Source organism: Staphylococcus sp. 231237_7MaSpsaltlick (genome assembly GCF_043107035.1).
The window spans coordinates 97,326-117,863 of sequence record NZ_JBICNX010000011.1 but is presented as its reverse complement, the minus strand read 5'-3'; the positions used below and the strand labels follow the sequence as shown (position 1 = coordinate 117,863).

At 32.7% G+C, this 20,538-nt stretch carries 17 protein-coding genes; 14 read left to right on the top strand and 3 right to left on the bottom strand.

Annotation, left to right across the window (positions count from 1 at the left end):
• Positions 1 to 6 precede the first annotated feature (6 nt).
• The 12 genes from ACF91D_RS19585 to ACF91D_RS19530 all read left to right on the top strand — a co-directional run bounded on the left by ACF91D_RS19585 (position 7) and on the right by ACF91D_RS19530 (position 14,600).
• Positions 7 to 903 (top strand): phosphate acyltransferase, encoded by an 897-nt coding sequence (locus ACF91D_RS19585; RefSeq protein ID WP_107549877.1) that lies wholly within the window; start codon positions 7 to 9, stop codon positions 901 to 903.
• A gap of 313 nt (positions 904 to 1,216) precedes the next feature.
• Positions 1,217 to 2,278 carry a butyrate kinase gene (gene buk / locus ACF91D_RS19580; RefSeq protein WP_069792141.1) on the top strand — a complete coding sequence of 354 codons (1,062 nt, stop codon included), beginning with the start codon at positions 1,217 to 1,219 and terminating at the stop codon, positions 2,276 to 2,278.
• A 10-nt stretch (positions 2,279 to 2,288) separates the two neighbouring features.
• Complete coding sequence (gene lpdA / locus ACF91D_RS19575; RefSeq protein WP_101049419.1) at positions 2,289 to 3,710, top strand: dihydrolipoyl dehydrogenase; 1,422 nt, start codon at positions 2,289 to 2,291, stop codon at positions 3,708 to 3,710.
• 16 nt (positions 3,711 to 3,726) lie between these two features.
• Positions 3,727 to 4,725 (top strand): thiamine pyrophosphate-dependent dehydrogenase E1 component subunit alpha, encoded by a 999-nt coding sequence (locus ACF91D_RS19570; protein WP_069792139.1) that lies wholly within the window; start codon positions 3,727 to 3,729, stop codon positions 4,723 to 4,725.
• A complete protein-coding gene (locus ACF91D_RS19565; RefSeq protein WP_039068382.1) occupies positions 4,718 to 5,701 on the top strand; it encodes an alpha-ketoacid dehydrogenase subunit beta in 984 nt (327 codons plus the stop codon). Before ACF91D_RS19570 ends, ACF91D_RS19565 begins: the two co-directional genes overlap by 8 nt.
• Before the next feature lie 12 nt (positions 5,702 to 5,713).
• Positions 5,714 to 7,006, top strand: a complete 1,293-nt coding sequence (locus tag ACF91D_RS19560; RefSeq protein WP_039068381.1) for a dihydrolipoamide acetyltransferase family protein — start codon at positions 5,714 to 5,716, stop codon at positions 7,004 to 7,006.
• Positions 7,007 to 7,225: 219 nt separating this feature from the next.
• Positions 7,226 to 7,663, top strand: coding sequence for a bacilliredoxin BrxB (brxB, locus tag ACF91D_RS19555; protein ID WP_039068380.1), 438 nt, complete (start codon positions 7,226 to 7,228; stop codon positions 7,661 to 7,663).
• Positions 7,664 to 7,675: 12 nt separating this feature from the next.
• Complete coding sequence (locus ACF91D_RS19550) at positions 7,676 to 8,668, top strand: aromatic acid exporter family protein (RefSeq protein WP_101049417.1); 993 nt, start codon at positions 7,676 to 7,678, stop codon at positions 8,666 to 8,668.
• A 434-nt stretch (positions 8,669 to 9,102) separates the two neighbouring features.
• Entirely contained in the window at positions 9,103 to 10,233 is a 1,131-nt protein-coding gene (locus ACF91D_RS19545) for a M20/M25/M40 family metallo-hydrolase (protein WP_101049415.1), read from the top strand.
• 74 nt (positions 10,234 to 10,307) lie between these two features.
• The gene (gndA, locus tag ACF91D_RS19540) at positions 10,308 to 11,717 is read left to right on the top strand and encodes an NADP-dependent phosphogluconate dehydrogenase (protein WP_327620590.1); all 1,410 of its coding nucleotides are present in this window, start codon (positions 10,308 to 10,310) and stop codon (positions 11,715 to 11,717) included.
• A 218-nt stretch (positions 11,718 to 11,935) separates the two neighbouring features.
• Positions 11,936 to 12,949, top strand: coding sequence for a LacI family DNA-binding transcriptional regulator (locus ACF91D_RS19535; protein ID WP_069792136.1), 1,014 nt, complete (start codon positions 11,936 to 11,938; stop codon positions 12,947 to 12,949).
• Position 12,950: 1 nt separating this feature from the next.
• Positions 12,951 to 14,600 (top strand): glycoside hydrolase family 13 protein, encoded by a 1,650-nt coding sequence (locus ACF91D_RS19530; protein ID WP_039068375.1) that lies wholly within the window; start codon positions 12,951 to 12,953, stop codon positions 14,598 to 14,600.
• A 315-nt stretch (positions 14,601 to 14,915) separates the two neighbouring features.
• On the opposite strand, the gene ACF91D_RS19525 is transcribed toward ACF91D_RS19530, so the two are convergent.
• Entirely contained in the window at positions 14,916 to 15,788 is an 873-nt protein-coding gene (locus ACF91D_RS19525) for an AraC family transcriptional regulator (protein ID WP_039068374.1), read from the bottom strand.
• A 397-nt stretch (positions 15,789 to 16,185) separates the two neighbouring features.
• Positions 16,186 to 17,670, bottom strand: coding sequence for a glucose-6-phosphate dehydrogenase (gene zwf / locus ACF91D_RS19520; protein WP_039068373.1), 1,485 nt, complete (start codon positions 17,668 to 17,670; stop codon positions 16,186 to 16,188).
• Positions 17,671 to 17,820: 150 nt separating this feature from the next.
• Between zwf and rnz the strand changes: the two genes are divergently transcribed.
• Complete coding sequence (gene rnz, locus ACF91D_RS19515; RefSeq protein ID WP_039068372.1) at positions 17,821 to 18,741, top strand: ribonuclease Z; 921 nt, start codon at positions 17,821 to 17,823, stop codon at positions 18,739 to 18,741.
• A gap of 89 nt (positions 18,742 to 18,830) precedes the next feature.
• On the opposite strand, the gene proC is transcribed toward rnz, so the two are convergent.
• A complete protein-coding gene (gene proC, locus ACF91D_RS19510; RefSeq protein WP_039068371.1) occupies positions 18,831 to 19,646 on the bottom strand; it encodes a pyrroline-5-carboxylate reductase in 816 nt (271 codons plus the stop codon).
• 138 nt (positions 19,647 to 19,784) lie between these two features.
• Here proC and ACF91D_RS19505 point away from each other — a divergent pair, with 138 nt between their 5' ends.
• Positions 19,785 to 20,534: an SDR family NAD(P)-dependent oxidoreductase gene (locus ACF91D_RS19505; RefSeq protein WP_039068370.1), complete on the top strand. Its 750-nt coding sequence runs from the start codon at positions 19,785 to 19,787 to the stop codon at positions 20,532 to 20,534.
• Positions 20,535 to 20,538: the final 4 nt, after the last annotated feature.

Here is a 20,538-nt window from a genome sequence, read left to right as displayed (position 1 = left end):
GATTTTATGCAATATCAACATTTAATTGATTCTTCATATAATTTAAAAGGTAATGTTGCGATTTTATATGCAAATGATGAAAAAATGTTATCTGTTGTCATGAAAGCACTTGTTTTAACAAAAATTGATGTATATTTATATGACACACAAGATGCTACAGAGATAATCCGTTCGTTCGATATGGATGCACAATTACTCAATCGAATTCATATTCTTACTTTTAGCAATGACAATGAACTTTTTAAACAATGTGCTGATGATTTGTCTACTGGTAAAGTATCAGTATTAGTCAAAGGTAATTTAATGTCATCAACATTATTATCCTTTGTTCTTAGTAATAAAAGCTTTATTGCTCAGCATGGATTTTTAAACCATGTTGCATGTTTTAACGTGCCAAATTATCATAAAACATTAATGTTAAGTGATGTAGCATTAAACATTAATCCTTCGGTAGAAGAAAAGAAACAAATAATTAATAATTTAGCTCATTTTTCTAAAGCGCTTGGTTATGACCAGTTTAAAGTTGGTATTCTTTCTTCTGTTGAAAAACCTACCAAAAAAATCTTATCATCTACTGATGCTGAAAAGCTCAAGAATATTTATAGCAGAGCAACATCTGAGTATTTATATGTAGATGGTCCATTTGCTTTTGATAACGCAATTAGTATGGAAAGTGTTATTAAGAAAAATATCAAGTCACAAGTTGCAGGCGATGTAGATGCTTTATTGGTATCACATATAGATGTTGGTAACGCACTATACAAATCCTTTACTTATTTTGCAGGAGCACGTGTAGCCAGTTTAGTCTTAGGAGCAAAGTTCCCGATTGTGTTGACTTCGAGAGCAGATACGAAACAAAATAAACTTGACTCATTAATACTAGCATTAAAAATCTTAAACTAATATATTGATTACAAGAATTAACTAGGTGACTCAAACTAGTTAAGAATCATAGGTAGCAATTATCTCGAAACAGATATTTGAAAAAATTAAATCAGCAAATTTTCTTTCATTTTCAATTCCTAATTCAACTTCAAAAATAGGTTATTAATTTTATAATGTAAGAAGTTGATGTAATATATAAGTAGATAATATAATTTATAAATACAATAAATTAGTTTGAGGCACTCAATATCCAACTATCTAACGTAATTGATTTTAAGTATTTAGGTCTAATGTCTAAGAGGTTTCTTATTTTCCAAAAGAAGGTGCTGCAATGGCTCGAATTCTAGTTTTAAATTTAGGTAGTACATCATCAAAAGTTGCGGTATATGAAGCGCATAAGTGTATGTGGCATGAAACAATTCGACATGATATACAGCTTACATCTGCATCATTAATAGAACAAAAACCAGCAAGGCTCAATGAAATTATATCTTCTTTAAATCACACGTCAGATTACACATTAAAAAGTTTTGATGCAATTGCATGTAGAGGTGGATTACTAAAACCAATGCAAGGTGGCGTTTATCATATAAATAACGAAATGTATAACAATCTTAAGGCATTTAAATATGGTGTACACGCATCTAATTTGAGTGGTATGATTGGTTATGAATTAGGAAAAGAGCTGAACATCCCTGCATTTACGATAGATCCCGTCGTTGTAGATGAGTTAATAGATATTGCAAAAGTTACAGGCTTAAAAAATATTGAACGACGTAGTATATTTCATGCATTAAATCAAAAAGCTGTTGCTAGATTATATGCATCATCTATTCATAAAACGTATGAAGATGTAAATGTTATCGTTGCACATATGGGTGGAGGTATAACCATTGGCGCACATAAAAATGGGCAAGTAGTAGATGTAAATGAAGGGTTGTTAGGTGAAGGTCCTTTTAGTCCAGAACGTGCCGGTTCAATACCCAATGATCAACTCTACGCATTTGGATATAAACATAATTTCACACCACAAGAGATGAATCACTTTTTAAGTAAAAAAGGTGGTTTCATTAGTATGTTCAAAACAAATGATTTAAAATTATTATCGGATAAATATGATTCAAACTCCGAAGTTAAATTAGCATTTGATGCGTTAGCATATCAAATTTCTAATGCTATTGGAGCTCGGTCAATTATTTTCCGCGGACAGGTAGATCAAATTATTTTAACAGGTGGTTTAAGTTACAGTAAATTATTAGTTCAAAAAATAATATCATTCGTTGATTGGATTGCACCTGTAACAATATATCCAGGCGAAAAAGAAATGGATACATTGGCGTTACGTACATCAAACGTACTAGACGGAAAAGAAAAGGTTAAAGCTTATAGTTAGGAGTATTAATATGTCAGAAGAAAAATATGATTTAGTCATTCTTGGTGGAGGTACTGCGGGTTATGTATCTGCGATAAGAGCTTCACAATTAGGAAAGAAAGTGGCACTTGTAGAAAAATCATTACTTGGTGGCACTTGTTTACATAAAGGATGCATTCCGACAAAAGCATTATTAAAATCTGCAGAAGTTATGCGTACAATCACAAACGCAACTGATTATGGCGTGGATGTTGAAGGGTTCAAATTGAATTTTGCGCGTATTCAAGAACGAAAAAATGAAGTAGTAAACCAAATGTTTAGCGGTGTTAACCATTTGATGGAACATAACAGTATCGATGTATTTAATGGTACAGGTAGGATATTAGGACCTTCTATATTCTCGCCACAAAGTGGCACGATTTCTGTAGAATACGAGGATGGTGAATCTGAATTAATACCCAATAATAATGTCCTCATAACTACAGGATCACAACCTATGTCTTTATCTTTTCTACCGTTTGATCATAAAGTTGTCCTTTCTAGCGATGATATCTTGCAATTAGAACAATTGCCAAATAATCTAGCTATTATTGGTGGCGGAGTTATCGGTTTAGAATTTGCTTCTTTGATGACAGATTTTGGTGTCGCTGTAACTGTAATTGAGGCAGGTCCGCGCATTTTACCGACTGAAAGTAAAATAGTTGCCAAAACTTTAAGAAAAGAATTAACGGATAGAGGCGTGACATTTTATGAAAATATACAACTATCCGAATCAGATATAACAGTAGACGAAGATCGCATTATTATCACATTAAATGGTGAAGCAGTACAATTTGAAAAAACATTAATTTCTATTGGTAGGCTGCCTAATACTGAAGATATTGGATTAAATAATACAAAGATTAAATTAACAGATAAAAAGCATATTAGTGTTAATGAATATCAACAAACTGATGATAAACATATCTATGCAGCAGGCGATTGTATCGGTAAATTACAATTGGCCCATGTCGGCTCTAAAGAAGGAGTCATAGCAATTGAACATATGTTTGATCAATCACCACTTCCAATTGATTATAATAAAATGCCAAAATGCGTTTATACTCAACCTGAAGTAGCAAGTATTGGATTAAATATAGACCAAGCCAAATCAGAGAATATTAAAGCAAAATCAATTAAAGTACCTTTCAAAGCTATAGGTAAAGCAGTTATTGAAAACACCTCTAACCAAAGTGGCTTTTGTGAAGTTATCATCGATCAAGAACAAGATACTGTATTAGGTCTTAATATGATAGGTCCCCATGTTACAGAATTAATTAACGAAATATCACTATTCCAATTTATGAATGGTTCAACTTTAGAACTTGGGTTAACAACACATGCACATCCATCATTATCTGAAGTATTGATGGAGTTAGGCTTAAAGGTTGAAAATAGATCGATTCACGTTTAATTTAGGAGGAAATAAGATGTTTGATTATAAATCAGTTGGACTAGAAGAGTCTGATTTAAAAGCAATGTATAAATGGATGGATTTAGGGCGTAAAATAGATGAACGTATGTGGCTATTAAACCGTGCAGGTAAAATACCATTTGTTATTAGTTGTCAAGGACAAGAAGCAACTCAAATAGGTATGGCATATGCTATGCAAGAAGGTGATATTTCTTCACCTTACTATAGAGATTTAGCGTTTGTTACCTATATGGGGATGACAGCTTTAGACTCGATGTTAGCAGCATTTGGTAAACGTGATGATATAAGTTCAGGTGGAAAGCAAATGCCGTCACATTTTAGTAAACGTGAAAAAGGTATTCTATCCCAAAGTTCGCCAGTTGGCACACAAATTGTACATGGTGTTGGAGCAGCATTAGCTTTGAAAATGGATAATAAACCAAATATTGCTATGGCTACAGTGGGTGAAGGTAGTTCAAACCAAGGTGATTTCCATGAAGGCTTAAACTTTGCAGGCGTTCACAAATTACCGTTTGTATGTGTTATTGAAAATAATAAATATGCTATTTCTGTACCAGATTCTCTACAATATGGTGCTGAAAAATTATCTGATCGCGCTATTGGTTATGGTATGCACGGCGAACATGTAGATGGCAACGACCCAATTGCGATGTATAAAGTCATGAAAGAAGCTAGAGAACGAGCATTAAATGGTGGTGGTTCTACATTAATTGAAGCCATGTGTACAAGAATGACAGCCCATTCTTCAGATGATGATGATAAATATCGTACTAAAGAAGAGCGTGAAGAATTAAAATCATTAGACTGTAATCTTAAATTTAAAACATTTCTTCTTGAGGAAGGCATTATAAACGAACAATGGTTAGAAAAAGTTGATAGTGAACATAAAGAAATTGTAAACCAAGCAACTAAAGAAGCCGAAAAAGCACCTTATCCGTCTCCAGAAGAAACATATACACATGTCTATGAAGAAGGGAGTTTAGACAATGCCTAAATTAAGTTACTTAGAAGCAATCCAACAAGGGCTCGACCAAGCTATGGAAAAGGATAACGATGTATTTGTATTAGGAGAAGACGTCGGGAAAAAAGGTGGCGTATTTGGTGTCACTTTAGGTTTACAACAAAAATATGGTGAAGCACGTGTTTTAGATACGCCGTTAGCAGAGTCAAATATCGTAGGAACAAGTATTGGTGCAGCTATGTTAGGCAAACGTCCTGTTGCAGAAATACAATTTGCCGAGTATATTTTACCTGCGACAAATCAAATTATGAGTGAAGCTGCAAAAATGAGATATCGTTCAAATAATGATTTTCATTGCCCTATTACGATTCGCTCTCCATTTGGCGGCGGTATTCACGGTGCGCTTTATCACTCGCAAAGTGTAGAATCTATATTTGCTAACACACCAGGGCTCACAATTGTTATCCCATCTACACCATATGACGCGAAAGGGTTATTATTAGCTTCAATTGAGTCAAATGACCCAGTACTATATTTCGAGCATAAAAAAGCTTATCGTTTACTTAAAGAAGAAGTTCCAGAATCATATTATACAGTTCCAATTGGTAAAGCAGATGTTAAACGTGAAGGCGATGATATTACTGTGTTTACCTATGGTCTCTGTGTGAATTACTGTATCCAAGCAGCTGATATGTTATCAGAAGATGGTATCAATGTAGAAGTTGTGGATTTACGTACAGTTTATCCTTTAGATAAACAAACGATTATTGAAAGAGCAAAATTAACAGGTAAAGTTTTATTAGTAACAGAAGATAATTTAGAAGGTAGTGTTATTTCTGAAGTAGCTGCTATAATAGCAGAAAACTGTCTGTTCGACTTAGATGCCCCAATAATGAGACTCGCTGGTCCTGATGTTCCAGCAATGCCATTTGCGCCAACACTCGAAGACGAGTTTATGATTAATCCAGATAAAATAAAAATCAAAATGCGTGAACTCGCAGAATTCTAAGGAGGCACAATCATGGAAATAAAAATGCCTAAACTCGGTGAAAGTGTTCATGAAGGTACTATAGAACAATGGCTTGTTTCAGTAGGAGATAAAGTTGAGGAATATGATCCTTTATGTGAAGTGATTACTGATAAAGTAACTGCAGAGGTACCTTCATCATACGCAGGTACAATAACCGAAATCAAAGTTGATGAAGGCGATACAGTAGCGGTAGATGAGATTATTTGTCTATTAGATACTGGTAACGAGCAAAATGAATTCGAACAAGATCAAACAACTGAGAATCAATCTGAAGACATTAAAGAAGATTTAACCAACAAACAAACAAGTAGTAACAATATCCAAAATGATTCAGCTTCAACTACTGCTAAATCTCATATAGATGGACCAAAAAATAACGGCCGTTATTCACCAGTAGTCTTCAAATTAGCGTCTGAAAACCAAATTGACTTAGATCAAGTTGTAGGCACAGGCTTTGAAGGGCGTGTAACAAAAAAAGATATAGAAAAAGTTATTAAAGAAGGAACAAATAAATCACCTTCTACGATTGTAGCGCCAAAAGATTCTCCTAAAGTATCGCAACAATCAGCGTATAATGATCCATCACCAGGTTCATCAATTCCAGTTAATGGAGTACGTAAACAGATAGCTCAAAATATGGTAAATAGTGTTAACGAAATACCTCATGCTTGGATGATGGTAGAAGCAGATGCAACTAACTTAGTTAAAACACGTAATTATCATAAGCATAGCTTTAAAGAAAGTGAAGGCTATAACCTTACGTTCTTTGCGTTTTTCGTTAAAGCAGTTGCTGAAGGGTTAAAAGCATATCCCTTATTAAATAGTAGTTGGCAAGATTCTGAGATAGTTATGCATAAAGATGTTAACATCTCTATAGCAGTCGCAGACGAAGATAAATTATACGTGCCTGTGATTAAAAATGCTGATGAAAAGTCAATTAAAGGTATTGCTAGAGAAATTAACGAATTAGCTCAAAAAGCACGTAACAAAAAACTACGTTCAGAAGATATGCAAGGTGGTACATTTACTGTAAATAATACAGGTACGTTTGGCTCAGTATCTTCTATGGGTATAATTAATCATCCTCAAGCAGCAATACTACAGATTGAATCCGTGATTAAAAAACCGGTAGTTATTGATGATATGATTGCCATAAGAAACATGGTTAACTTATGTATTTCAATCGACCACCGCATTTTAGATGGCTTGCAAGCAGGTAGATTTATGAACTTCGTAAAAACACGTATTGAACAATATTCAATAGAACATACAAGTATCTACTAATAACATACAACTTAATAAAGTTGATAATATTTTAGGCTGAGACACAAAGTATATGTCTCAGCCTAAAATATTATAGTGATTTCTTATCTATTTTTTAAAAAAATTTTTTGAACAGTTAAAGACATTTAAAATATGGTGATATTTAAACACACTAGTTGAAGTATTAACTATATATTAGTAGAATAAAAGTAATAATTAGAAATGAAAGGTGAATTTATTATGGACTTAAACTTTGATTTATATATGACAGATGTAGTTAATCAAGCACGTAACGAAATTGAAGAAGCAGGTTATGAACAATTAACATCTGCCGAAGAAGTAGATAACGTTTTAAAACAAGAAGGTACAACGTTAGTAATGGTCAATTCTGTTTGTGGATGTGCAGGTGGTATTGCAAGACCAGCAGCTGCGCATGCATTACACTATGATAAATTGCCAAACCGCCTTGTTACTGTTTTTGCAGGTCAAGACAAAGAAGCTACACAACAAGCTAGAGATTATTTTGAAGGTTTTGCACCGTCAAGTCCATCATTCGCCTTAGTCAAAGATGGTAAAGTCACAGAAATGATTGAAAGGCACCAAATCGAAGGTCACGATGTGATGGATGTGATAAACCAATTACAAAATTTATTCGACACTCACTGTGACGAAAAATAGAGGTCTTATTAGATGATGAGTTTAAATCCATATCGAATCGGATTTAGAACAATTAAGACTGCAGTTGGAATGGCACTAGGAATCATAATTGCTAAATTAATGGGTTTAGATAATTTTGCTTCCAGTGCCATTTTAGTTGTTTTGTGTATCAAACATACTAAAGTGCATTCATTACAAGCAATTGTTTCTCGTTTTGTATCATGTCTTATGGTTCTAATTCTAGGTTCTATTGCTTTTAATATGTTAGGACAAAGTGCGATTGTTTTAGGTCTTATTGTACTGTTTTTTATACCGTTAACAGTTGTATTTAAAGTTCAAGAAGGTGTCGTAACAAGTTGTGTTATCTTATTACACATCTTTAATGCGTCAGTCATTGATTTGCAATTGTTTTATAATGAGATTCTTCTTTTAATCGTAGGTCTAGGAATTGCATTCTTAATGAACGTCATTATGCCTAGTTTGGACAGTAATTTAAAACATTATAAACAAGAAATTGAACAACAATTCACTTACATTTTTGAACAGTTTAGTAATACTTGTAAAAAGCCAAATAATAATGTTAACATCGCATTTGATGAATTAAAGTATACAATCCGCAAGGCAAAATCTATCGCTTTTAGAGATGTTAAAAATCATTTTGTAAGAAATGAGAACTCATATTATCATTATTTTGATATGCGCGAAGAACAATTAGAACTTTTACGTCGTATGTCTATAATTATCGAAAATATTGAAACCAAAGACTGTTTATTATCTAAAATATCTAATTTGTTTGCCGAAGTAGCTACCAATGTAAATAGCAATGATTACACTGTGTTGCGGCTACACTCGTTATATGAAATAAGATTAGAATTAAACAAATTAGAACTACCAACTTCGCATGAAGGATTTAGAACACGTGCGAATTTACTACAATTATTGAATGAATTAGAAGCATATTTAGCTGTTAAATCGCAATTTGGCTCACTACGTTTGCACAGTGATCAAAAACCAGCAGCTACATAAAAAGCTCGCACAAGTTATGAGGTTGGTTTGAGTTTATATACTCAACCGTAACTCTTATCATGTGCGAGCTTCGTGTATTTTCAAGAGATTGAGACACTACATTTATACTTACACTTAATTAATGATTAATTTACTAATGGAACGACACTTGTTAATATCAATGCAAGTACAACAGCTACTAACATTACTACGATAATAACTCTCAACACTTTATTATTGTTCAACATATATTCCTCCAAATCATTGAAAATAGGATTGATCTGTATCCTTTTCATTTATAACATTTAACCAATTATATTCAAATTTAAATTAGTTTTATATTGTCATTATAGCATATGATCAGTATTAACACAGAGCCATATTAGTTTTACTACTACATATATTTCGTTACACTAAATTAGCAGATACATAAATATAAGAATGGGGAATTATAAATGATAAATAAACAACGACTTATAAATACTTTCTTAGAATTAGTACAAATCAATTCTGAAAGTGGTAAGGAACAAGCTATACAACAATTCCTTAAAGCCAAATTTGAAACTTTAAATGTTATTGTAGAAGAAGATAAAGCAAGTGTTAACGAGGGTTTGGGAGCTAATAATTTAGTGTGTACGTTAAAAGCTACAGAAAATATGGACAATGTAGATAAAGTGTATTTTACAAGTCATATGGACACAGTAACACCAGGCGTTGATATTAAACCACAAATCAAAGAAGATGGATACATATATTCTGATGGTACAACTATTCTAGGCGCTGATGACAAGGCTGGATTGGCAGCTATTTTAGAGCTTGTACAAACAATAAATGACCATGAATTATCACATGGTCAAATACAATTTGTTATAACAGTAGGTGAAGAATCTGGATTAGAGGGAGCGAAAGCATTAGACTATACATTATTGGATGCTGATTATGGTTATGCAATTGATGCAAGTGTTGATGTTGGAAAGACGGTTACACACGCTCCTACACAAATGAAAGTAAATGCAACGATATATGGTAAAACTGCACATGCAAGCACACCTAACAAGGGTATAAGTGCAATTAATATTGCAGCAAAAGCAGTTAGTGAAATGAAGTTAGGTCAAATAGATGAGTTTACGACCGCTAATATCGGACGCTTTGAAGGGGGCTCTGCTACAAATATTGTTGCAGATAAAGTTACACTTAAAGCAGAAGCGCGTTCACATTCAGAGACAAGTATACAAAATCAAGTTGAACATATGCAGTCTGTTTTCAAAGAAACAGCTCAAAAATATGGTTGTACTGCTGATGTTGAAATAATAAAAAGTTACCCAGGTTTTGAAATTGCAGATGAGGCACTAGTGACTAAAGTAGCTAAATCGAGCGCTGTCGCTTTAGGATTAGCTCCTGAAGCTGTAATAGCTAGCGGTGGTTCGGATGGCAACATCATAAATCAGTTAGGTATTCCAACTGTAATTTTAGGAGTAGGGTATGAGAATATCCATACCACTGACGAACGTATGCCAATCAGTTCATTAAACTTGTTAGCAGAACAATTAATTAAGATTATTGAAATAATTAGTCAGAAATCTTAAAACTGATTAAGTGAATATTCTTACGTCTTTATGATACAATATACTAGAAAACTTTAATAAGAGAGGTTAGTAATATGACACAACAAATTGGTGTAGTAGGTTTAGCCGTAATGGGTAAAAACCTTGCTTGGAATATTGAATCACGTGGATATAGCGTTTCTGTTTTTAATCGCTCATCTGCAAAAACGGATGAAATGGTTACAGAATCTGAAGGTAAAAACATACATCCAACATACTCTATAGAGGAATTTGTTAATTCTCTAGAAAAACCCCGCAAAATTTTACTAATGGTTAAAGCTGGCCCTGCAACAGACGCAACAATTGATAGCTTGTTACCATTATTAGATAACGATGATATCTTAATTGATGGTGGTAATACGAACTATCAAGATACTATTAGACGTAATAAAGCACTTGCTGAGAGCGGTGTTAACTTTATTGGAATGGGTGTATCTGGTGGTGAAGTTGGTGCGTTAACTGGACCTTCATTAATGCCAGGCGGTCAAGAAGACGCATTCGATAAAGTCAGTCATATTTTAGAATCAATCTCAGCTAAAGCTGATGACGGTGCTGCTTGTGTCGCTTATATCGGCCCTAATGGTGCTGGTCACTATGTAAAAATGGTGCACAACGGTATTGAATACGCAGATATGCAATTAATTGCAGAAAGTTATGCAATGATGAAAGATTTACTAGGCATGTCTCATGAAGAAATTTCAAAAACTTTTAAAGATTGGAATGCTGGCGAATTATCAAGTTATTTAATCGAAATTACTGGTGATATCTTCACTAAATTAGATGAAGGTAAAGACGAAGCTTTAGTAGAACAAATTCTTGATACTGCAGGCCAAAAAGGCACAGGTAAATGGACATCAATCAACGCTTTAGAATTAGGTATTCCATTAACAATTATTACTGAGTCAGTATTTGCTCGTTTTATTTCTTCAATTAAAGAAGAGCGTGTTAATGCTTCTAAACAATTAAATGGTCCAAGTGCTAAATTCGAAGGTAACAAAGATGAATTCCTTGAAAAAATTCGTAAAGCGCTATATATGAGCAAAATTTGTTCATATGCACAAGGTTTTGCTCAAATGAGAAAAGCTAGTGAAGATAACGAATGGAATTTAAAATTAGGCGAATTAGCTATGATTTGGCGTGAAGGTTGTATTATTCGTGCACAATTCTTACAAAAAATTAAAGAAGCATATGATAATGATACTGAATTACAGAACTTATTATTAGACCCATACTTTAAAGATATTGTAACTAATTATCAAGATGCATTACGTGACGTAGTTGCAACTGGTGTTCAAAACGGTGTATCGACGCCAGGTTTCTCTGCAAGTATTAACTATTATGATAGTTACCGCTCAGAAAACTTACCAGCTAACTTAATCCAAGCTCAACGTGACTATTTTGGAGCACATACTTATGAGCGTAAAGATCGCGATGGCGTATTCCATACACAATGGATTGAAGATTAAGATTAACGTTTGATTTTATTAATATAAACTACCCGTAGCTAGAGACATATGTCATTAGTTACGGGTAGTTTTTTATATACTGTATTACTTTATAAATATAAAAACAACCAATTATGCAAGCGTTTGCATAATTCCTTTGACATGCCGAATATCTTTAATTATTATAAATGTTAGTAACATAAATTTTTTATTATGCAACTAAATAAAGGACGGCATATATGGTCACTATTAAAGATATTGCTCAAGCAGCAAATGTTTCAGCTTCAACCGTTTCAAGAGTAGTTAGTGGTAATCCTAAAATTAGTAAGCACACACGTGAAAAAGTTAAGGACACTATGAAATCGTTGAATTATCTACCAAACCAAGCGGCAAGAACCTTGGCAACTAAACATTCGAATACAATTGGCATTATACAAAAATCTGGTTCCATTAAAGACAGACAAAACCCATTTGTTTTAGACGTGCTTTCAGGTATTTTTAGTGAATGCAAAAATCATGGTTATTCAACAATTCCAACTACAAACACTCAGAGCAAAGGAATAGAACTAGAAGTACAGGAAATGATTCATTATCATTCTGTAGATGGTTTTATAGTGCTTTATTCCAAAAAAGATAATCCTATAATTGATATATTAAAAGCACATGCTCTGCCGTACGTAGTCATTGGCAAGTCATTGACAAATGATGAGGTCATACATATAGACAATGACAATGTGCGTGCCTCAGAATTATTAACACGACATTTAATTGATAAAAGGCACAAAAACTTTTTGTTTATTGCAGAATCTGGTGACTACGAAGTTGTAAAAGATAGGATAGCAGGACATCTAAAAGCTATAGAACAAGAAAGCTTAGTTACTGATATTGTATATTTTGATAAAAATCGTGAACATATCAGATCATATTTTCAAGGGCTCATTGATTATCGTGCATTACCGTCAGTCGTAATCACCTCTGATACGCTATTAAATCATTTAGTATTAAGTATTTTTTATGAGTTAAAGTTGCATATCCCTACAGACATCCAAACGGCAACATTTAATGATTCTTATTTAAATGCATTTGCATCTCCGCCGCAAACAACAGTTGATATCTATCCCAAATTACTCGGCGAAGTAGCAGCAGAATCATTACTAAACGTTATACAGGGACGAGAGATAGTAGGATTTAATAAATTAATACAAACAACAATTATTGAACGTGAATCAACCACAACTATTCAGGAGGTATAGTATGAACAAACAATGGTGGAAAGAAGCAGTAGCGTATCAAGTTTATCCAAGAAGTTTTAATGATTCTAACAATGATGGGATTGGTGATTTGCCTGGTGTTATTGAAAAGTTAGATTACCTAAAAGACCTAGGAATTGATGTAATTTGGTTAAGTCCTATGTATAAATCACCTAATGATGATAACGGCTATGATATTAGTGATTATACTGATATCATGGATGAATTTGGAACAATGGATGATTTTAATTTATTGTTAGACAGTATACATCGACGTGGTATGAAATTGATTCTTGATTTAGTAGTTAACCACACTTCTGATGAGCATCCGTGGTTTATAGAATCTAAATCTAGTAAAGATAACCCTAAACGTGATTGGTATATTTGGCAAGAACCAAAATCGGATGGGACAGAACCTAATAATTGGGAAAGTATATTTAATGGTTCTACATGGGAATATGACGAAACAACAGGTGAATATTATTTTCACTTATTTAGCAAAAAACAACCCGACTTAAATTGGGATAATGAAGAGGTTCGTCATGCTATTTTCGAAATGATGAATTGGTGGTTTGAAAAAGGAATTGACGGTTTTAGAGTGGATGCTATAACTCACATTAAAAAATCATTTCAAGCAGGTGATTTACCTGTACCAGAAGGCAAAACTTATGCACCTGCATTTGACGTGGATATGAATCAACCTGGAATTCAAAGCTGGTTGCAAGAAATGAAAGATAAATCTTTAAGTCAGTATGACATTATGACAGTAGGTGAAGCGAATGGTGTCAATCCTAATAATGCAGTGGAATGGGTAGGAGAAGAAGAAGGTAAGTTTAATATGATATTCCAATTTGAGCATTTAGGATTGTGGAACACTGGCGATTCTAAATTTGACGTCAAAGCTTACAAAGACGTTCTGAATAGATGGCAGAAACAATTAGAAAATATAGGTTGGAACGCATTATTTATAGAGAACCATGACCAACCTCGTCGCGTATCAACATGGGGAGATGATCAAAATTATTGGTATGAATCGGCTACAAGTCATGCCTTAGTGTATTTTTTACAACAAGGCACGCCTTTTATTTATCAAGGACAAGAAATTGGAATGACAAATTATCCTTTTGAGAGCGTTGAAACATTTAATGATGTCGCAGTAGTAAACGAATATAATATTGTAAAGTCGCAAAACGGAGATGTATCTGAATTATTGGAGAAACATAAAATGGAAAACAGAGATAATTCAAGGACGCCAATGCAATGGAGCAATCAAACAAATGGCGGTTTTTCTGAACATAGACCTTGGTTTCCAGTAAACCCAAATTATAAAAAAATTAATGTTGCTAATCAGCAACAAGATCCAAACTCAATATTAAACTTTTATAAATCATTAATTGTTTTAAAAAAATCTGATGATATATACACATATGGTACGTTTGACTTAGTAGATAAGAATAATGAACAAGTATTTGCTTATACGAGAACTTTAAGTAACAAACAAGTATTAATTGTAGCTAATTTAACAAATCAAACCGCTAAACTTAAATATGATGAATCATTAAATCAGAATAATATTTTACTTCATAATTATAAAGATAAATCAATAAATATTAATGCTATCAAGCCTTTTGAAGCATTTGTTGTTTCCATCTAATAAATAACTTTTGATAAAAGTATAAACCAACTAATAAAGGATGGCTTATAAAAAAGTATAGGTTAACGTTACCTAAATTAATAATAAGATAACACTTTCCTATACTAAAAATGATGTTTTAATTGTATTAGATGTTTGATTTGGTTGAGCTTTTAATTTAAAATTTGGTAACTTTTGAAATATTATGGAAAATATATCTATTTAAATTTTACTACTAGCAAAGCGCTTGTCTTTGATAGTAGTATTTTATTTGAGTATTTTTGAGATATTCATACTTACACAAAACATATTTTCAAATATTCACAAGAACACTACTTAATAATCATCAGTTAAATATTGTTCTTGATCAACAGGCATCCATAATTGAACTTTAGTAAATGGGTCGTCAAATGAAATATCAAAAGGATAAATCTCTACATAAAGACTATTATGTTCGTATGGTAAAGTCATCTGTAAACTAGTTTCAATATAATACCAAGCTTCATTTACAACGTAATCAAGTTCACCTTGCAAATTAAATTTTGCGTATTGTCTTTCCGGTAAAAAACGACTTTCTAGATGAGCAGGGTATCTTTCACTTGGAACGCCAACAAATATTTCCATACCTTCATCTAATGGGCAGTTAACGACAAACAAGTCATGAGGACTAATATCATTATATCGTTGAAGTTCTATTATTTTCCCTTCATTAAGTAAATCTTCTAAAAAATCTGGTACTTTAAATGGGTTTTCTAAATCATCTGAATCCACAAACTGAGCATAACCGACTAATGAAATACCTTGTGTATCTTCTAAACGATAAGCATTCGGTGGCTTTTCTGTTGTTGTAAGTTTGATATAAAGCCTAGCTTGCATTTTTAATTCATCACGTTTTGTATTTACTTGTATAGGCGAGACACCATGAAAGTCACTGAAGTCATTAGCAAATTCATTTGTATTAGTGTAATTATACTTTTTTGCAACATCTACTAAACGACTTGAACCACTAATAATTTCTTTAGCTGCCAAGGTCATTCTACGAGCTCTAGCGTATTCAGTGGGTGATTGACCAACTATCATTTTAAACGATTGATCAAGATGATAAGGTGAAAGACCAACGTAATCACTGAGTGACTGCAAATGAAAAGGCTCTAGCAAATGATCCTCAATATAAACAATTGCCTGTTGTATTTGCTTGATAACGTCCAAAACTTTCACTCCTAATTTTCAATTAACTACATTTCAATTTTAAAAACTATTTAATGCTATATCTATATATTTTACATATTTACTAATTAAGTATATTCTACATCATTTTCGATGCACTTACATCTGAAAAATATTTAATAGGGTAAAATGTAAATAACTGTTCTTAATCTACTTTTCACTTCAATAAATTAAATAATAACACAAAAAAGATATAAGAAAAAAGAGAGCGAGACCGAAATCAAATATTTATAATTGATTTCATGTCATGCTCTCTTTATATAAATCTGTTAATAACCTAAATTGATAGAATAGTTAATATAGTGAACTCTAAACTGTGGTACCTTAAAAAAGATAATATTTGTGTTATTTAATAATTTATGATTCACACAAATATAGTTTAATGAATATCATCCCACCAATGGAAGCCATCTCTACTTAATAATAAATCACTTTCTAACGGACCATTAGAACCTGATTCGTAATTAGGGAATTCTGGTTCATTTTGGTTCCATTCTTCTTGTATTGCATCTACAAACTTCCAAGTAGATTTTAACTCTTCCCAATGTGTAAAGTTTGTAGCATCACCATTTAAACAATCGAAAAGTAAGTTTTCATACGCATCTACTGTATTCATCTTATCTTGTGCACTCATTGCGTAAGATAATTGTACAGGTTCTGTTTCAATGCCTTGAACATTTTTCTTAGCATTCAAATGTAGTGATACACCTTCATTAGGTTGGATATTAATAACAAGTAAATTTGAATCTAATTTTTTATCTGTTTCATAATATAAATTCATAGGAACTTCTTTAAATTCAACAACAACTTGAATCGTCTTGCTCTTCATTCGTTTACCAGTTCTAATATAGAACGGCACGCCAGCCCATCTAAAATTGTCGATAGTTAATTTTCCTGATACAAATGTAGGCGTTGTAGAATCTTCAGCAACTCTATCTTCATCTCTATATTTAGGAACTTTATTACCGTCAATTGTACCTTCGTCATATTGCCCACGAACAAAGTTGTGTCGCACTTCTTCTGCTTCAAGTTTCCGTAATGATTTTAATGCTTTAACTTTTTCTGCTCTAATGTCTTCACTATTTAAGCTGATTGGCGCTTCCATAGCAAGTAGGGCGACCATTTGTAACATGTGGTTTTGTACCATATCTTTTAGCGCACCACTAGACTCATAATAGCCACCTCTATCTTCGACACCAAGCACTTCTGAAGATGTGACTTGAATATTAGAAATATATTTATTGTTCCAAAGCGGTTCAAACATTGCATTGGCAAAACGTAACACTTCAATATTCTGCACCATATCTTTGCCTAAGTAATGATCGATACGATAAATTTCTTCCTCTTTAAACGAACGACGTAATTGCTCGTTTAATTGTTCAGCTGATGCTAAATCTGTACCAAATGGTTTTTCAATAACTAAACGTTTGAAGCCTGTTGTATCTGTTAATCCAGATGATTTCAAATAATCTGAAATTACACCGAAGAATTTAGGTGCCATAGCTAAATAAAATAGTCTATTTCCATTTAGCTGGAATTCATTGTCGAGTCTATTACTTACTTCTAGTAATGATTGATAACTCGCTTCATCACTAACATCATGCTTATGATAAAAAACGTGTTCCATAAATTTATCTAAATGTTTTGTATCTTTAACATGTTCTTGTATTGATGACTTCACTTGATTACGGAAATCATCATTTGTTAAGTCTCTTCTACCAATACCAATTATAGCAACTTGCTCATTTAAATTTTCTTGTTGATATAAATGGAACAATGACGGGAATAATTTTCTATGACTCAAATCCCCAGTTGCACCAAAAATTGTTATTAAGCATGGAATGTCTTTATTTTTAGTATTCAAGATCAAAACCTCAATTCTTTTTATAAATCTGTATTTATTATAGAACAATAATCAAACATGTTCCTACCATTTTGCTTAAAAGAATTTATTTTTAATATATTTTTTATTCTTTTCTGTGATAAAATGTGAACAAGAAGAGGAGGCATATGCATGGAAATCACATTTTTTGGTACGAGTGCTGGTCTACCAACAAAAGAACGTAATACACAAGCTATTGCTTTAAATTTGGAACCATATTCCAATAGTATCTGGTTATTTGATGTAGGTGAGGGTACACAACACCAAATCTTACACCATTCTATAAAATTAGGTAAAGTTGATCATATTTTTATTACGCATATGCATGGTGATCATATTTTTGGGTTACCCGGTTTATTAACAAGCAGATCTTTTCAAGGGGGCGAAGGAAAGCCTTTAACTGTCATTGGACCAAAAGGAATTAAAGCATTTATAGAAACGACTTTGCAGTTATCTGAATCAAAATTAAATTATCCAATTACATACATAGAAATAGAAGATCATTTGTCGTATCAAAACAATGGCTTTAATGTAGAAGCCCATATGCTAAATCATGGTATACCATCATTTGGTTATCGAATAGAAGCGCCTTATACATCTGGAAAAATTGATGTAGCTGCCCTTAAAAAAATCGGACTTGAGCCAGGACCTAAATACCAAGAAGTTAAAAACAATGAAACTTTTGAATATAACGGCGAAATCTATACTTCGAAAGATTTTAAAGGAGATGCGACCAAAGGACCGGTTATCGCCATTTTTGGTGACACTATGCCATGTAACAATGAAGCGATTATTGCAGATAAGGCAACGGTCATGGTCCATGAAAGTACTTATATTGAAGGTGACAAATCTTTAGCAAATAATTACCATCATAGCCATATCGAAGATGTGTTTGATTTAATAGAAACGGCACAAGTGGAATATAGTTTAATTACACATTTGAGTAATAGATATACTCTGGATGAAATAGAGGAGATTAGTTTATCACTTAAATCAAAACCTTCAACGCCGCCATTTACTTTCGTTAAAGATTTTGATTCTTGGACATTTTAATTATTCATATAAAAAAGTGGTTGAGACCGAACAAATGTCTCAACCACTTTTTATTAATTTTTAACAAACGTCTATTTAGCTAAAGATGATTATTCATCATCTTGATTTGATAATTCAACACTTCGATTGACTGCTGCTTTTAAACAGTCTTCAAACACACTTTCTAAGTCATGTTGGCTTAACGCATTTAATCCAGCTTGTGTTGTACCGCCTTTAGAAGTGATATTCTTTCTTAGTTGTTCCATACTTAATTCTGAACGTTCAATCATTTTACTTGTTCCAATTATTAAATTACGAATAGATTCTTCGACTTGTGCTTTTTCAAGACCTAATCTAGTCCCAGCAGTAACGTACTGTTCAAAAACGTGATATAAAAATGCTGGTCCACTTCCAGTAATCGCAGTCACTTGATGTAAGTTATCTTCAGAGACTTCTATTGCTGAACCAAATGCATTAATTAAACTATCAACTTCTTCTTTTGATTTTGCACCAAAGTTATTAGAAAAACTAATACCCGTCACAGAATGACCTACGTGCGCATTCGTATTTGGCATAATACGTGCAACCGGGCTATCAAAATCTAATTTTTCGCGAATATAACTAATTGGTAAACCAGCCATAATTGATATAAACTTATTATTTTCAACAATATAAGGTTTAATTCTTTCTGCTAATTCATCAAAATCATACGGTTTTGTCCCTAAGAATACATAATCTGCGTCTTTTAATAAAGCTTTATCATCATAGCTATAATTGACGCCTAATTCATCAGCATATTCTTTTAGCGCAACTTCATTTGAACGATTTGTTAAATATATATCGTTAGAATCAATAACATTTGAATTAACGATACCTGTAAAAATTGCATGTGCCATATTACCAGCACCATAAAATACTAGTTTCATGTGAACATTTCACTTCCTCTAAGTTTTTATGTATCCATACTAACATAGTTTTAACATATGGCTAATATTTATAAGTGACACATCAAAATATTTTCATTTATACTAGAATTAAATTAACAAAAGGGTAGGAGTGTCTATATGATTGGTAAACATTATGTTTTAACTGGAGGGACTAGTGGATTAGGACAATCTTTACTAGAATTATTATTAAAAAAACAGGTACACGTAACTGTGCTGACACGTAATCCACAAAAAATCGAGGGAAAGTATGACACTTCATTATTAACAGTCTTAAAATGTGATTTACAGTCTCAAGAACAAATTTTAAATCTCAAAAATCAATTTGATGATAAAAGTATTGACGGCATTATCTATAGTTCAGGATTAGGCTACTTTAAATCAATTGAACAACATACAACAGAAGAAATGCTTGAGACTTACAATTTAAACGTAGTTAATTTCAATACTTTATTAGCTACGTTACAACCATTTTTTAGCATGTTTCCTACAATTGTTGGTATTGGTAGTCAATCTGCATTTTTAACCCAAGCTTACGCAGCCCATTACGGTGCCAGTAAAGCAGCATTTAATCAAGTACTTAATGCATTGCGTATCGAAAAACCAAATTACCACGTATTGACTGTCAACACAGGACCAATTGCCACGCCGTTTCACGCGAAAGCAGACCCGTCATTAGCCTTTGCTCAAAAATACAAGAGTATCATGCTTGACCCTAATGAATTAGCCCATAAAATCATAAAAGGGATGCTCAGTACAAAACAAGAAATTAATGAACCTAAATGGATGCATTTGTTTTTACGAATATATCAAATTGCGCCACGATTCGTCGAAAAACATTTCACATTCCTGTTTAAAAACAAAATGTAAAGAA

Excerpts from the sequence above, each read along its gene's own strand:
- ACF91D_RS19535 (WP_069792136.1), top strand. The coding sequence starts at position 11,936 with ATGGTCACTATTAAAGATATTGCTCAAGCAGCAAATGTTTCAGCTTCA.
- buk (WP_069792141.1), top strand. The coding sequence starts at position 1,217 with ATGGCTCGAATTCTAGTTTTAAATTTAGGTAGTACATCATCAAAAGTT.
- gndA (WP_327620590.1), top strand. The coding sequence starts at position 10,308 with ATGACACAACAAATTGGTGTAGTAGGTTTAGCCGTAATGGGTAAAAAC.
- ACF91D_RS19565 (WP_039068382.1), top strand. The coding sequence starts at position 4,718 with ATGCCTAAATTAAGTTACTTAGAAGCAATCCAACAAGGGCTCGACCAA.
- brxB (WP_039068380.1), top strand. The coding sequence starts at position 7,226 with ATGGACTTAAACTTTGATTTATATATGACAGATGTAGTTAATCAAGCA.
- ACF91D_RS19545 (WP_101049415.1), top strand. The coding sequence starts at position 9,103 with ATGATAAATAAACAACGACTTATAAATACTTTCTTAGAATTAGTACAA.
- lpdA (WP_101049419.1), top strand. The coding sequence starts at position 2,289 with ATGTCAGAAGAAAAATATGATTTAGTCATTCTTGGTGGAGGTACTGCG.
- proC (WP_039068371.1), bottom strand. The coding sequence starts at position 19,646 with ATGAAACTAGTATTTTATGGTGCTGGTAATATGGCACATGCAATTTTT.
- ACF91D_RS19570 (WP_069792139.1), top strand. The coding sequence starts at position 3,727 with ATGTTTGATTATAAATCAGTTGGACTAGAAGAGTCTGATTTAAAAGCA.
- ACF91D_RS19530 (WP_039068375.1), top strand. The coding sequence starts at position 12,951 with ATGAACAAACAATGGTGGAAAGAAGCAGTAGCGTATCAAGTTTATCCA.
- ACF91D_RS19505 (WP_039068370.1), top strand. The coding sequence starts at position 19,785 with ATGATTGGTAAACATTATGTTTTAACTGGAGGGACTAGTGGATTAGGA.
- ACF91D_RS19550 (WP_101049417.1), top strand. The coding sequence starts at position 7,676 with ATGATGAGTTTAAATCCATATCGAATCGGATTTAGAACAATTAAGACT.
- ACF91D_RS19560 (WP_039068381.1), top strand. The coding sequence starts at position 5,714 with ATGGAAATAAAAATGCCTAAACTCGGTGAAAGTGTTCATGAAGGTACT.
- ACF91D_RS19585 (WP_107549877.1), top strand. The coding sequence starts at position 7 with ATGCAATATCAACATTTAATTGATTCTTCATATAATTTAAAAGGTAAT.
- rnz (WP_039068372.1), top strand. The coding sequence starts at position 17,821 with ATGGAAATCACATTTTTTGGTACGAGTGCTGGTCTACCAACAAAAGAA.